Here is a 13915-nt window from a genome sequence, read left to right on the forward strand (position 1 = left end):
CTTGATTCAAGCTCGTTTGTTTACCAAATTTCATTGACGAGTCTAGCTTTTTATTTCATTCTTGTTGTTCAGTTTTCAATGACCTTTGCGGAGCATGGATGCCCCTAAGTTCAAATTCGCCATGGATGGCATCAGAATTTGAACTTCCTATGTCTTCGTCGCGGAGGACATGAATGTCCGGGAGCGACCAATGACCTTGATTCTTTTGGCTCGTTGTGTCCCGAGCGCTTAGTTATAATAACAAAGTTGTCAGTACCTTTCAAGCATCTTTATTCCAGTTTAAACATCACTAGGTCAAGAATGCTTCGTTTTTTCTGCAAAATTCTACGAATATCTAAAGGATAATCATTTTCTTAATTAAATATTCATTTTTTATTAATCTTCTCTGGATTTCATGGTAGGGAATAAGATAACGTCCCTGATAGAGGCTGAGTCTGTCAGAAGCATTACGAGCCTGTCGATCCCAATACCAAGTCCGCCTGTGGGCGGAAGTCCATATTCAAGCGCTTGAAGAAAGTCTTCATCCATCATGTGCGCCTCATCATCGCCCTTTTCTCTTTCCAGAACCTGTTTTTCGAATCTTCCTCTCTGATCAATAGGATCATTTAACTCCGAAAATGCATTTCCTGCCTCTCTACCATAAATAAATACCTCAAACCTGTCCGTATACTCAGGATTTACTGCATTCCTTTTTGCGAGAGGAGAAATTTCTACAGGATGACCGATGATAAAAGTTGGTTGGATAAGTTTTGGTTCAACAAATTCTTCAAAAACCTCATTGATGATTTTGCCCTTGGTTTCCAGTGCATTAATTTGCAGCCCTTTCTCCATGGCAACTTTTCTGGCTTCTTCATCGGTTTCAATTTTGGTAAAATCTATTCCGGCATACTCTTTAACTGCGTCAAGCATTGGCAAGCGGCGCCAGGGCTTCGCAAAATTGATCTTCTCACCCTGATAAGTAATTTCCTGGGTATGGAGAACTTTCTCAACAATATAAACGATCATATCCTCTGTAAGGTTCATAATATCTTCATAATTTGCATAGGCCTGATATAGTTCCATCATGGTAAATTCAGGGTTATGCTTAATCGAAATTCCTTCATTCCGAAAATTACGGCCAATTTCAAATACCTTTTCGAAACCGCCCACAATCAGCCTTTTAAGCGGAAGTTCCAGAGCTATCCTCATGTATAACTGCATATCAAGCGCGTTATGATGCGTGATGAAAGGCTTTGCAGTTGCACCGCCTGCGATTGGAAGCAGCGTAGGCGTCTCAACCTCCAGGAATCCTTTCTCTTCCAAATACTCACGCATTGTTCTGATAATTTTATTTCTGGTGATAAATGTTTCCTTCACTTCTCCATTCATGATCAAATCAAGATAACGCTGACGGTAACGAATATCAACGTTGGTAAGCCCATGAAATTTTTCTGGCAGCGGTCTCAGGGATTTTGACAGCAATATAATATCCTTAGCCTTTATCGAAATCTCGCCTCTTTTGGTACGAAAAACGCTGCCGCGGACGCCGATAATATCACCAATATCAAACGTCTTTATCGTGTCAAACATTTCTTCGCCAAACGCATCAACCTGGATATAAATCTGGATTTTCCCCTGAAGGTCTTGAATGTGCACGAAAAGAACTTTCCCTTGATCTCTTTTGGACATAATTCTTCCAGCTGCGCTGACATCCTGCCCTTCCAGCTCATCAAAATTCTCGATAATGTCCTGTGATAAATGAGTTCTCACGTAATGGTCTGCATAGGGTTCAATCCCTTTCGCCCTCAGATTCTCCAGCTTGTCCAAACGAATACGCATTAGTTCATTAATATCCAGATTTTCCATCGTTTTTTCCCCCAACATCTGTTTAATACGATATTATACCAAATAACGCTATCCAACTAGTACCCTGTAAACGCTATCCAGCCCGTAACACCATCACGCAGTATTACGGGCTAAAATTCAGCTTCATTTTGTTGAAATGAACCATTAAACAAATTCTGATAGAAAGCAGATAATAAACTAGCGAATATCTACAATTTCATAACGAAGCATCCCTGCCGGAACATTAACCTCAACAACGCTGCCTTTGATTTGTCCAAGAACAGCTTTGCCAACCGGTGATTCGTTGGAAATCTTATTGACTGCCGGATCTGCCTCTGCCGAGCCGACGATGGTATACTCCTCTTCGTCCCCGTATTCAACATCTTTCAACAGCACTGTACTTCCTACGGCAACATGATCTTTTTCATCATTGTCGTCAATGACTCTGGCATTTCTCAGCATTTTCTCGAGGGTAATGATCCTGCCTTCGATAAAAGCCTGTTCGTTTTTTGCATCTTCATATTCTGAGTTTTCGGATATATCTCCAAACTCAATGGCTTGTTTAATCCTTTCAGCAACTTCTCTTCTTCTTTGCGTCTTTAGAATTTCCAGTTCTTCTTCCAGTTTTTTCAGACCATCAAGTGTTAAAATGACTTCTTTTTCGGGCATAAAAAATACCCCTCCCTCTTTTCCTCATGAGGTAATTTTTCTTTGAATCCTTTTATGTGAGACATTATATACACAAGTAAAATAAAATATACACTGTAAATCTCTTCCTAGCTTTTTAATACTCGTAATTATAAGGAACCTCCATTTTATTGTCAAGCAAATTTACTTAATATTTTGATAGCCCAATTAATGGTCCGGGCATTCCATTGAATAAATGCCTAAAAATAGTGTCTTCATTTCCTGGTAACTTTTGATTTTCATGATCTGGTTCCGGTACTCTGCTGCTTTCTTCATACCCTTAATATACCAGGAAGCGTGTTTGCGGACCTCCTGTACGCCGATTCTTTCACCTTTATATTCAATGATCTTTTCAAAATGCTGAATAAGTATTCTAAGTTTTTCTCTGTTGCCTGGTTCCTGTGGAAGTGTTTCCGTATCAAGATAATATTGGGATCTGCCAATTAGCCACGGATTTCCTAAAGCTCCCCTCGCTATCATGACTCCGTCACATCCGGTAAGCTGGATCATTTTCAGCGCATCTTCCGGAGACAGAATATCCCCATTCCCAATCACAGGTATGCCAATTCTTGTTTTAATTTTACGGATCCACTCCCAGTTAGCCTTGCCGGAATAATATTGTTCTCTGGTCCGGGCATGAACTGTGAGCATGCTTACTCCTGCCTGCTCTAACATTGGCGCCAGTTCAAGCGCAACAATACTGGAACGATCCCATCCCAAGCGGATTTTAACGGTAACAGGAACCTTCACAGCCTTTACAACTTCGGAGACAATTTCTATCGCTAACGGAATGTTTCGAAGAAGGGATGCCCCTTCACCGTTTTTCACAATCTTTGGTGTCGGACATCCCATATTAATGTCTATAACATCAGCTCCATATGTTTCAGCTATCTCAGCTGCTCTGGCCATGGGGACAGGCTCGGATCCAAAAAGCTGAACAATTCGAGGTCCTTCTTCTCCTTTAAGATCAAGCATTTTAAATGTCTTGGCATTATGATGCAGCAGTGCTTTATCGCTGATCATTTCCGTTATGACGTATTTACCTCCTGTAAGCCGGATGATTTCCCGGAAGGCCTTATCCGTTATCCCTGCCATCGGGGCCATAAAAACAGGCTTATCTGACAAATGATACTTCCCTAATTTCATTTTTACCTCAATGTATACAACTTACCGCAAATTTCTTTCATAAATATACAAAAGCCCTTCCAACGTCAAAAAAGGATCAATAAGATCAATCATTTTGGAATCCCCGAAAATCAGTTCAGCCAGACCACCGGTTGCAATGACTTTAATTTTTCCGCCAAGTTCTTTTTTCATCAGTTCGACAATACGGTCAATCTGTCCGCAAAATCCATGATATATTCCCGCTTGCATACCGTTGACTGTATTTTTGCCGATGACGTTTTTGGTCTTAATAATCTCTACTCTAGGCAATTTTGAAGCTTTTTGGTAGAGTGCCTCAGTGGAAATCCCGATTCCAGGTGCAATCGCCCCCCCTAAGTACTCTCCCTTTTCACTGACGGCGCAAAAAGTTGTTGCCGTACCAAAATCGACAATAACTAATGGCCCGCCATACTTGGTATAGGCAGCAACAGCGTTGACAATCCTGTCTGCACCGAGCTCCCTGGGATTATCAATATTAATGGAAATGCCCGTCTTCACGCCCGGGCCAACAATAATCGGGATTACGCTGAAATACTTTTTGATCATCTGTTCCAGTGCAGGCGTCACAGGCGGTACAACCGAAGAAATAATAGCTCCGGATATATTGCTGAAAGACAAATCGTGAAAACTAAATAAATTTTTAATTGTCGATGCATATTCGTCCGATGTATTGTTTTTATCCGTGGAAATTCTCCAGTAATAAATAAGCTCACTGTCTTGGTAAACACCAAGTACAATATTCGTATTCCCAATATCGATGACCAAAATCATTGTACCGTCTCCTTTAGAACCGGATAAGTACTCGCTTATATTTTTTCAGCAGAATGAAGGTGCTTCTGAATAGATGGCTTGAAATCATCAACAACCATCGAAAAATCAATCGCTTCGACCGAATGCGTAAGCCTGCCTACCGAAATAATGTCAACGCCTGTCTCGGCAATTTGACGCACTGTGTCTTCCCTAACTCCTCCGGACGCCTCTACGACAACCCGGTGGTTAATATACTGAACCGCTGTTTTCATATCCTGCAGGGACATATTATCGAGCATAATCACGTCAACACCGCTCAGAACGGCCTCCCGTACCTGTTCCAGTGTTTCACATTCAACCTCTATTTTAACCATATGGCCAACTTTTGTTTTGATTTTTTGAACAGCCTCAGCCAGATTTCCGATTGCGTCCAGATGATTATCCTTAAGCATAACGGCATCATACAAACCAAAACGGTGGTTCGTTCCTCCGCCGACCCTGACAGCGTATTTCTGCAGGTTTCTCATACCCGGCATCGTTTTGCGCGTATCTGTGACCTTAACGCCTAAATCAGATACAAGTTCAACAAATCTTCTTGTAATACTGGATATCCCTGAAAGATGCTGAATGAAATTAAGTACGGTTCTTTCAGCTTGAAGAATTCCTGCCAGTGAACCATTGATTTTCATGACCAGAGTCCCCGGCCTAATACAGTCTCCATCTTTAACCTGCATCTGAACATCTAGGCACGGATCTATCTTCTTAAAGGTCATCTCAGCAATAAAAAGGCCGCAGACAATGCCATGCGCTTTGGCATAGATTCTGGCTTCACTCTGGTAACCTTCAGGAAAGATCAGCGTACTGAGATCTCCGGTACCGATATCTTCTTTTAATGCTTGTTCAATCAATTCTTCATATTGAAACGTAGCGAACATGATGATCCCCCTTCATATAGACAGAATGCTTTTGCCAGGGTTCCTCTGTAGTCGGAAAATCCCGTCGGAAATGGCCCCCTCTGCTTTCTTCACGTGCCAAAGCAGCCTTGATAATCACCATTCCAATCGCAAGCATATTGCCAAGCTCAAGTTCCGGCACGTCAGAATGGGGGTTAAACCGTTCCATCAATTGATTTAATTCCGCCTGGGCCTGCCGTAAATGTTCTTCATCCCGAATGATTCCGACTTTATCCCATAAAATATTCTGCAGTTCTTCTTTCAGAGCAGCCGGGTCTGCAGCGGAATCCCGAACATCACATTCACCGGGGCAGCCTTCATACGGCAAAACATCTTCCGGTTTGGGCATTTCACTAATTTTCTGATTGATTGTATCAGAAATGGTTGAAGCAAATACTAATCCATCCAACAAGGAGTTGCTGGCAAGCCTGTTGGCACCATGAACGCCATTACAGGCACATTCACCGCAAGCAAAAAGATTTGGCAAATTCGTTTCACCAAATTCATTGATACGGACTCCGCCCATTAAGTAATGCGCAGCAGGGCCGACCGGTACAGGATCTGTAGAAATATCAACGCCATAATTCAGACAAGTTTTATAAATTCCCGGAAACCTTTGTTCGACTTTTGAGTGTCCCATCGGGCTGAAATCAAGATAGACCTGTCCTGTCTGCATCTGCTTCCAGATCTCCCTTGACACAACATCCCTCGGAGCAAGCTCTTTACCGGGGACACCCTCCATAAAACGTTCTCCGCGTGAGTTTACCAGTACAGCTCCCTCTCCTCTGGCTGCCTCCGAAATTAAAAAATTGGGTGCTCCCGGCAGCAGCAGGGCTGTAGGATGGAATTGAATAAATTCCATATCCATAAGTTCGGCTCCTGCCCGATAAGCAGCAGCTATCCCGTCTCCTGTCGCAACCGCAGGATTGGTCGTATGCTTATACATCTGACCTGCACCGCCTGTAGCCAGGATAACGGCTTTAGCCAGCCATACTTCCATTGCCAAGGTCATATTGTTAAGCACCAGAGCTCCACAGACCTCTGCTTTACTATTTTTTACAAAATCGATTAAATAATAGTTTTCTTTAACGGTAATTGGGCTGGAATGCACAACTTCTACCAGGGCACGTTCTATTTCTCCGCCGGTAGCATCACCGTGAGCATGCAGCACCCTGCTTTTGCTGTGAGCAGCTTCCCGCGTAAAATCCAGTTTATTATTACTTTCATCAAATTTGGTGCCAAAATCAATCAGCTTACCGACACACTCCGGCCCTTTCTCAGCCAGGATCTTGACTGCTTTCAGGTTACATAACCCTGCTCCGGCTTTAATGGTATCGCCATAGTGAAATTCAGGAGAGTCATCCTCATTAAGAGCAACGGCAATACCTCCCTGAGCATGCTCAGTGTTGCTTGCCATCACATCTTTCTTGGTCAGAACGGTTACTTCATATTTGGGACAAAGTTTGATTGCTGCAAACAATCCCGCAATTCCGCTTCCGAGAATAAGCACTTCGGTCTGAAAGATCTCAAGCTTATCCTTGTCCCAGGGAATCAGATAGTCATTCTCATTCATATCTCTTACTCATCCTCAATGTTATATGTTCATTATTGGACGGCCAGCATTCTTTCCAGCGCGCAGACCGCCTTCTCTCTGATTTCTTTTGACACAGTAACGACCGGCACCATGTTTGAAAGTGCATCCTTGACCTTTTGCAAGCTGATCTTTTTCATATTCGGGCAGATCATATGTGCTGAAGCCATATAAAATTGTTTCCCGGGACAGCGTTTAGCAAGTTCATGCAAAATGCCACATTCCGTTCCAATAATAAATTCGGTATCCGTCGAATTCTCTGCATACTTAATAATCCCGGCAGTAGAGCCAACATAATCGGCTTCCCGCCAGACTTCCTCGCGGCATTCAGGATGAACCAGAACTTTTGCTCCTTGATGTTCCTCCCTCGCCTTTAAGATATCTTCCCTGGCGAGCCTGTGATGCGTCGGACAAAAACCAGGCCACAAGTTAATCTTTCTATTCGCTTTGGCTGCAACATATCCGCCGAGGTTGCCGTCAGGCACGAAAAGGATCTCCTCGTTTTCAAGAGATTGAATAATTTTCTCAGCATTGGATGATGTGCAGCAAATATCGCTTTCGGCTTTCACCTCTGCGGATGAGTTAACATAACAGACCACTTTAACGCCAGGCAGTTTGGTCTTTGCCTCTCTAAGCCGGTCTGCTTCGACCATATCTGCCATCGGACAGCCTGCTGAAGTGTCCGGTAGCAGGACAATTTTCTCCGGGGATAGGATTGCCGCACTTTCGGCCATAAAATGAACTCCGCAAAATACAATGACAGCGGCATCTGTCCAGGCAGCCTGCTGAGCAAGCTGAAGTGAATCTCCGACAAAATCCGCAATATCCTGAATGTCCCCTGGCTGGTAATAATGGGCAAGAATTACTGCTTTTCTTTGCTTGCGCAGAGCATTTATGTCATTGATCAGCTGATCTTTGCCTTCACCATTATCCATTTATCAGCCTCTCCTTTCGCTCATAGACCTTTTTCTAATTCTATTCTTCGACATATCATGTGTCAAGCCTGTACGCCGTGCACTTCAACCCCGTCAATCCTAACCGACTGGTTTTTTTCATCGACAAAAACAACTTTTGGAGTATATCCTTTGCTTTCCTCATCGGAAAACAGCCCATAGGAAATAATAATTACCTGATCCCCGACCTGAACCAGCCTGGCTGCTGCTCCGTTTAGACAGATCATTCCGGAATTCGCTTCTCCTGGGATCACATACGTCTCCAGCCTGGCTCCATTATTTAGATTAACAACCTGAACTTTCTCGTTTTCCAAAATATCAGCCTGTTCCATCAGACTGCGGTCTATCGTTATGCTTCCCACATAATTCAGGTTGGCCTCAGTAACTCTGGCTTTATGAATCTTTGATTTCATCATATTTCTGAACATTTTTCTCACACCTCCACGACAATATTATCAATCAAGCGCGTTGTCCCAAAACGAACGGCAAGAGCAATCACAACAGAACTGTCAATACTATCGACATCTGCAAGATCGTCCGCTTCCCTGATTTCTACATAATCAATTTTCCCGTTTGATTCACTGCTTATTCTCTGTCTGATCTTTTCTCTGACGACTTCAGCGCAGGTCTCACCCTCAGAGATTAATGCCGCAGCTTCCTGCAATGAACGAAACAGCACTGAGGCTTGCTGCCGGTCTTCGCTGCTCAAATAAGCATTTCTGGAGCTCTTGGCAAGTCCATCGCTTTCTCGAACTGTCGGGAAGGCCACAATTTTGACAGGGCTATTTAAATCTTTTGTCATTTGTTTGATGGCAGCAACCTGCTGGTAATCTTTTAAGCCAAAATAGGCTTCATCAGGCTGAATAATATTAAAAAGTTTTGTCACGACAGTTGCTACTCCCTCAAAGTGCCCGGGACGGCTGGCTCCGCAGAGAACCTCAGTGATCTGGGATACCTGAACTGCCGTAAGGCTTTTTCCGTCCGGATACATTTCCGTGACCGAAGGAGCAAACAACAGGTCCACGCCTGCCTGTTCGGCGAGTCCTGAATCCCTGGCAAGATCACGCGGATATTTCTCGTAATCCTCATTCGGGCCAAACTGTAACGGATTAACAAATATACTCATCACAATATAGGTTCTTTTGTGATTTGGATCCTGATTTCTGGCTATCTTGACCATGGACAGATGGCCCTCATGCAAGAAGCCCATCGTAGGTACAAGAACAACAGTTTTTCCCTGCTGTTTGGCTGATGCTATTTTTTCTCTTGTTTCAGCTATTTTTCCGGCTATAATCATTGCTTTGTTTCCTCTCCTAAGTCTTTCAAAAGTTCTTCCAGGGCGTTTAAATCTTCCGGGCGATAGGATGCCCTATCCAACAGTTTTTTTTCTAATCCCAATTCCAAAGCCAGCTTTCCAAGCTCTCTATAGACTGTCCTAATTTCTTCAGGCATGCTTTGAAGATGTCTTGCGACAACTTGGGCATCTCCCCTAGCGATTGGCCCCGTAAGCGCCCCAGGAAGTCCCAGTTTGCCGATATTCCGACAGGATCCGGCTAACAGTGGAAGTAAGGCAGCCAGGGCCTCTTTACGCTCTATTCCGGCCTGCTCAAATAGTTTGACTGCCAACAGGACCAGCGAAACAAGATAGTTTGAGACGACAACCGCTCCGGCATGATAGAGACTTTTTTTCGAGGGATTAATTTTAAGCGGGATTCCAGCTAATAAAGCAACCAGGTTTTCTCCCTGATTCTCAGCCTCCGGGCTGCTGCCCTCGATGCTAAAATAGGTTCCCTTCATGACAGAAACCGCGGTATCAATATTTGCAAAGGCCTGCAGCGGATGCAGAGACAGGTAGGCGACAGGCAGCATAGGATTCTGACACATGACCCCCGAAGGCAAAGACCCTGAGCAGTGAATCCAGATTTGACCTGGTTTAATGTCCCTTTCCTGAGAAAGTCTGGCTGCCGTTTCTTCAATGTAGCAATCCTGAGTCGTAATAAAAACCAGATCCGACTCCATCACAAGCTGTTTCAATCCGAGTTGCTCTTTTGGCAAGTATCTACAAAAATACTCATATGACTTTTTGCTCCGGGTATGGACTCCGACACACCGCAGCCCTGCCTTTTCTAACAGAATCGCCAGAGATGTCCCGACCACGCCAGTTCCGATGATTCCAAATTTTATCGTATTTGCTGACAACAAAAATACACCTCACATGGTGAAGGTGTATTGTTATAAACGAATTCAACAATTACCCTGCCTTCACCGTCCCAGTAGTAATAATCCAAGCGGTTGATGCACGATCCAATCTGTCTTAAAAAACAGCAGAGCTGCCGTGGTACAATTCCAATTGTGGATATCATCTGCAGCTTATACTTCAGTATATGATAAATTAGAAAAATGATAAAGAAAAATATCTATAGTTTCGTACATTTTTTAACAAGTCCTTCGCCTTGAACCGTTCCGATTACTCTTCCTGACTGCAGAATATAGTCCGGTGCTATTTCTCTTAGCGGAGCCAGTACAAACTCTCTTTGTTCCATGAAGGGATGCGGAATTGTCAGTTTTTCAGTCTGGATCACATAATCCTGGTAGGAAAGAATATCGATATCAATCGTGCGGGACCCCCAATGAATCAGTCGTTTTCTTCCTAGTGATGTTTCAATTTGCTGGCAGACTTCAAGCAGTTCATAAGGATCCAGCTCCGTTTCAATGCCAATGACCATATTCAGGAAAGGTGACTGGTCGACATTGCCCCAGGGTTCAGTATCATAGAGGCTGGAAATACGCTTAACCATGATTCCTGGAGTGTTCATCAACATATCGAGTGCCCGATCCAAATATTCCTTGCGGTCTCCTTCATTGCTCCCCAAACTTAAGAATGCTCTCATCTTTTTTCTCCCGTATGATCTCTACCGATATATCCTTAAGAATTCCGGGAACCGGGGCATTTGGCTTATGTACCTCTACCCGGACACCTGAACAGGAAAATCCATTTGTAATTTCCAAGGCTATTTTTTCGGCAAGTGTTTCAATCAGCTGATAACGCTGATCAACGACACAATGCCTGACCACTTGATAGACTTCGGCATAATTCACCGTCTCAGCTAAACTGTCCTGCATGTTAACCGGCTTCTTCAAGAAGATGTCCACGTCAATAACAAATCTTTGGCCGAGAATCCGTTCCTCCTCCATCACACCATGGTAAGCATAAAGCTCTATCCCTCGCAGGCGGATGACATCATTTTCCTTCATAATCTTCTCCTCTTTGCCGGCGTATAATCAAGTCAGCCATCAGCGCAGCTTTTTTATTCTCGGGGACGTCATGCACACGCAGGATATCTGCGCCTGCAGCAATTCCAAGTGTCCCCAGGGCAATCGTCGGTTCCAGTCTTTGGTCCACCGGAAGGTTCAGAGTCTTGCCAATCACAGATTTGCGGGATACACCCAGAAGAAGAGGACACCCTAACGATTTAAGTTCATCCAACCGGCTTAAGACTTCCATATTCTGTTTCGGGGTTTTACCAAACCCAATCCCCGGATCGACAATAATTTGATTCCGCGTCAATCCGCAGCCAAGTGCCATTTCAATGCTCCGTTCCAGGAATGACAGTATTTCACCCATCATATTCTTATATTCTGTATGGTCCTGGTTATGCATAATCACTACCGGGGCTTTATATTCTGCGATAACGCCCACCATATCAGGGTCTTTTTGTAGGCCCCAGATATCATTAATGATATGGGCGTCTAACTGCAAGGCCTTAGCGGCAACAGCTGCTTTTTGAGTATCAATCGATATCGGAACCGGACAGATCGGTATAAGTGCTTTAAGTACCGGTTCAAGTCTGGACCACTCTTCTTCGGCGCTGACGCCCCCATATCCAGGGCGAGTGGACTCGCCGCCGATATCAAGCATATCGGCACCGTCTGCAACCATTTTTTCGGCCTGTTTTAAAGCATTCTCGATGTTATCAAATTTTCCGCCATCGGAAAAAGAATCCGGTGTAACATTCAGGATTCCCATGATCAGGGTCTTTCTTCCCCACTCAAGAATTTTTCCCCTGCAATCGATCACTCCGGCCGGAGGTGTATCTAAATAGACCAACATTTCACGGAGGGACTCGGCAAGATACTGGCACTCTGGGGACATTGAGCTAAGTTTATCCGCTAGTCTGTTTAACTGCTTATAGTTACCAAGAAGAAATACATCGCTTTCCGGTGCTCCACTGTCGAGCAAATCTTTATGGACAGCTGCATCCCCACCGAAGGAGAGCATTTCCTGTTTCAGAATCAATGCCACCGGAGCTGGTACATTCTCCAGCTTGATCGGTTTGGTTAAAGCCTTGCCATTCATATGTTGAAGGGCGCCAAGGTCAACGCCAACCTGGCTGAGAGCTTTTTCAGCCTGCAATAGGCTATCTATTTTGAGCCATCGCATATTGTACGCCTTCAAACTTATCATTCCTCGTCTTCATATTTAACTCTGTATCTCCAATTCAGAACCTTCACCTGTCATCAGGTTATTCCGCTTCAGCCATAATAGCATATTTAAGTGAATAACTCCCTTTATAGGATGGAACTGTCACTGTTTCTCGGGTTATATCAACTTTTCTTCCAAATTGTTTCAGGTCGATCGCGACCATATTCGTTAAATAGTCGACAAGAACCTCCTGATCTCCTATGGCCAGAATTTCATACGTAGTTCCGCCAATCCTGCTAATCGGAACAGAATTGACCAGGATCGTCGCTGTTCCACTGAGGACAATCGAAGTCGATGCGACAATCCGTTGACTATTGATACTGATTGCTTCTGCTCCTGCCAACCGCAAGACATTCACAATCTCACGCAGTTCATCTGTACTCAGCGGGATCACCGCATCCGTATCCGAACCGCTGTCCTTGACAATCATTTTGACACCCGGCCCGGAAACTGTGATGGTCCCGTCAGCAATTTTAAGCTGATCGAGTCTTGCCGTAAGATAGGGATTCTCACTCTTTTTATTCTTATATTTTTCTAATTCTGCTGATATTCGATTGTACTCTTCCTGCAGGGAATCATTTTCATCCTGCAAGGTTTTCATTACCGTATCGGTTTGCTCGACCCTCTGCTGCTGGATTTTTTTTGCACTGTCCATTTCCCTTTGCGCCTGAAACTGAAGGGAAATTAAAAAGCCAATCGCTACGGAGGCAATGGTCGCAACCGTTATAACATGTTTGTTTATCAACGCTTAACCCTCCTTGACAGGCTGTGCATACTTATAAGTATACTGTTTGGCCGCAGGTACGGTAACAGGTTCTTTTGGATAGATTGGTTCACGTGTAATTCCAAATTGTTTTTGATAATCACCCAGAATATCCCACATATAGAACTGCAGGGCAGATTTGAGATCACTCTGACTGCCGATTGCAACAATATTATAAGGTGGCATCTGTCTCGTGCCGTTGATTTGAATATACGAACCGCTGCAAAATATTTCCGTTTTTGACGTAATCCGCTGATCATTAATCGCAACGGCCTCTGCTCCGCCGTTCCATAACGCATTGACGATTGCCCGCAAATACTCCTCATGAATGTAATAGTTCCCATCGTTCACATTACCGGTACTCCGGTCTCGATCAGAATCGTCCAGGACAATAATGATGCCCGGACCGCTTAGCGCCACAAGCCCGGAACTGATCTTGGCCTGCTCCAATTGTTCAGAGGCCAGGGCCTCAGCACTTGCTCCGGCTTGATATTTCGTCAGCTCTGCCAAAAGCTTGTCGTTTTCACCGGCCAGTTGTTCATTTTCCATTTCCAACTGAAGAAGACTCGGAAGATTGACCTCCTGAGAGGAAGCATTCTGACCCGTCATATAGGACTTAATGACTATAACGATAAAAACACCGATCAGCAGCATACCAACGCTGATCATCAACCGTGCCATTAACTTTTTGTCTTGCATCTGAATTCACCCCGGCCTATTCCGACATTTGATACTTATACTTTCTAT

Annotated in this window: 15 protein-coding genes; all 15 read right to left on the reverse strand. The window is 44.1% G+C overall.

From position 1 onward, the window contains the following. Positions 1-375: 375 nt before the first annotated feature. The gene (lysS, locus tag C1I38_RS00005; protein WP_131930357.1) at positions 376-1845 is read right to left on the reverse strand and encodes a lysine--tRNA ligase; all 1470 of its coding nucleotides are present in this window, start codon (positions 1843-1845) and stop codon (positions 376-378) included. 177 nt (positions 1846-2022) lie between these two features. After that, a complete protein-coding gene (gene greA, locus C1I38_RS00010) occupies positions 2023-2493 on the reverse strand; it encodes a transcription elongation factor GreA (RefSeq protein ID WP_020492235.1) in 471 nt (156 codons plus the stop codon). Positions 2494-2679: 186 nt separating this feature from the next. After that, complete coding sequence (gene dusB, locus C1I38_RS00015) at positions 2680-3657, reverse strand: tRNA dihydrouridine synthase DusB (protein WP_020492236.1); 978 nt, start codon at positions 3655-3657, stop codon at positions 2680-2682. Between the two features lie 21 nt (positions 3658-3678). Continuing rightward, complete coding sequence (locus tag C1I38_RS00020) at positions 3679-4446, reverse strand: type III pantothenate kinase (RefSeq protein WP_119775176.1); 768 nt, start codon at positions 4444-4446, stop codon at positions 3679-3681. A gap of 35 nt (positions 4447-4481) precedes the next feature. Then, positions 4482-5360, reverse strand: coding sequence for a carboxylating nicotinate-nucleotide diphosphorylase (gene nadC, locus C1I38_RS00025; RefSeq protein WP_119775178.1), 879 nt, complete (start codon positions 5358-5360; stop codon positions 4482-4484). Then, entirely contained in the window at positions 5338-6951 is a 1614-nt protein-coding gene (nadB, locus tag C1I38_RS00030; RefSeq protein ID WP_119775179.1) for an L-aspartate oxidase, read from the reverse strand. The genes nadC and nadB overlap by 23 nt, the downstream gene beginning before the upstream one ends. A 32-nt stretch (positions 6952-6983) precedes the next feature. Continuing rightward, complete coding sequence (gene nadA / locus C1I38_RS00035; RefSeq protein ID WP_119775181.1) at positions 6984-7904, reverse strand: quinolinate synthase NadA; 921 nt, start codon at positions 7902-7904, stop codon at positions 6984-6986. A gap of 62 nt (positions 7905-7966) precedes the next feature. After that, the gene (panD, locus tag C1I38_RS00040; protein ID WP_026156448.1) at positions 7967-8350 is read right to left on the reverse strand and encodes an aspartate 1-decarboxylase; all 384 of its coding nucleotides are present in this window, start codon (positions 8348-8350) and stop codon (positions 7967-7969) included. 5 nt (positions 8351-8355) lie between these two features. Then, entirely contained in the window at positions 8356-9219 is an 864-nt protein-coding gene (panC, locus tag C1I38_RS00045; protein ID WP_119775183.1) for a pantoate--beta-alanine ligase, read from the reverse strand. Continuing rightward, positions 9216-10121, reverse strand: coding sequence for a DUF2520 domain-containing protein (locus tag C1I38_RS00050; RefSeq protein WP_119775185.1), 906 nt, complete (start codon positions 10119-10121; stop codon positions 9216-9218). The genes panC and C1I38_RS00050 overlap by 4 nt, the downstream gene beginning before the upstream one ends. Positions 10122-10339: 218 nt before the next feature. Then, positions 10340-10813, reverse strand: a complete 474-nt coding sequence (gene folK, locus C1I38_RS00055; RefSeq protein WP_119775187.1) for a 2-amino-4-hydroxy-6-hydroxymethyldihydropteridine diphosphokinase — start codon at positions 10811-10813, stop codon at positions 10340-10342. Continuing rightward, positions 10782-11177 carry a dihydroneopterin aldolase gene (gene folB / locus C1I38_RS00060; RefSeq protein ID WP_020492245.1) on the reverse strand — a complete coding sequence of 132 codons (396 nt, stop codon included), beginning with the start codon at positions 11175-11177 and terminating at the stop codon, positions 10782-10784. The genes folK and folB overlap by 32 nt, the downstream gene beginning before the upstream one ends. Then, positions 11164-12387: a dihydropteroate synthase gene (folP, locus tag C1I38_RS00065; RefSeq protein WP_119775189.1), complete on the reverse strand. Its 1224-nt coding sequence runs from the start codon at positions 12385-12387 to the stop codon at positions 11164-11166. Before folP ends, folB begins: the two co-directional genes overlap by 14 nt. A gap of 58 nt (positions 12388-12445) precedes the next feature. After that, positions 12446-13150: a DUF881 domain-containing protein gene (locus C1I38_RS00070; RefSeq protein ID WP_119775191.1), complete on the reverse strand. Its 705-nt coding sequence runs from the start codon at positions 13148-13150 to the stop codon at positions 12446-12448. Between the two features lie 3 nt (positions 13151-13153). Further along, positions 13154-13867 carry a DUF881 domain-containing protein gene (locus C1I38_RS00075; protein WP_020492248.1) on the reverse strand — a complete coding sequence of 238 codons (714 nt, stop codon included), beginning with the start codon at positions 13865-13867 and terminating at the stop codon, positions 13154-13156. Positions 13868-13915: the final 48 nt, after the last annotated feature.

This window comes from Dehalobacter sp. 12DCB1, assembly GCF_004343605.1.
In the GTDB taxonomy this organism is placed as follows: domain Bacteria; phylum Bacillota; class Desulfitobacteriia; order Desulfitobacteriales; family Syntrophobotulaceae; genus Dehalobacter.

Coding starts and splice junctions, on each gene's coding strand:
- panD (WP_026156448.1), bottom strand. CDS start 8,350: ATGTTCAGAAATATGATGAAATCAAAGATTCATAAAGCCAGAGTTACT.
- nadC (WP_119775178.1), bottom strand. CDS start 5,360: ATGTTCGCTACGTTTCAATATGAAGAATTGATTGAACAAGCATTAAAA.
- folB (WP_020492245.1), bottom strand. CDS start 11,177: ATGAAGGAAAATGATGTCATCCGCCTGCGAGGGATAGAGCTTTATGCT.
- greA (WP_020492235.1), bottom strand. CDS start 2,493: ATGCCCGAAAAAGAAGTCATTTTAACACTTGATGGTCTGAAAAAACTG.
- folP (WP_119775189.1), bottom strand. CDS start 12,387: ATGATAAGTTTGAAGGCGTACAATATGCGATGGCTCAAAATAGATAGC.
- lysS (WP_131930357.1), bottom strand. CDS start 1,845: ATGGAAAATCTGGATATTAATGAACTAATGCGTATTCGTTTGGACAAG.
- nadB (WP_119775179.1), bottom strand. CDS start 6,951: ATGAATGAGAATGACTATCTGATTCCCTGGGACAAGGATAAGCTTGAG.
- dusB (WP_020492236.1), bottom strand. CDS start 3,657: ATGAAATTAGGGAAGTATCATTTGTCAGATAAGCCTGTTTTTATGGCC.
- C1I38_RS00020 (WP_119775176.1), bottom strand. CDS start 4,446: ATGATTTTGGTCATCGATATTGGGAATACGAATATTGTACTTGGTGTT.
- folK (WP_119775187.1), bottom strand. CDS start 10,813: ATGAGAGCATTCTTAAGTTTGGGGAGCAATGAAGGAGACCGCAAGGAA.
- C1I38_RS00075 (WP_020492248.1), bottom strand. CDS start 13,867: ATGCAAGACAAAAAGTTAATGGCACGGTTGATGATCAGCGTTGGTATG.
- nadA (WP_119775181.1), bottom strand. CDS start 7,904: ATGGATAATGGTGAAGGCAAAGATCAGCTGATCAATGACATAAATGCT.
- panC (WP_119775183.1), bottom strand. CDS start 9,219: ATGATTATAGCCGGAAAAATAGCTGAAACAAGAGAAAAAATAGCATCA.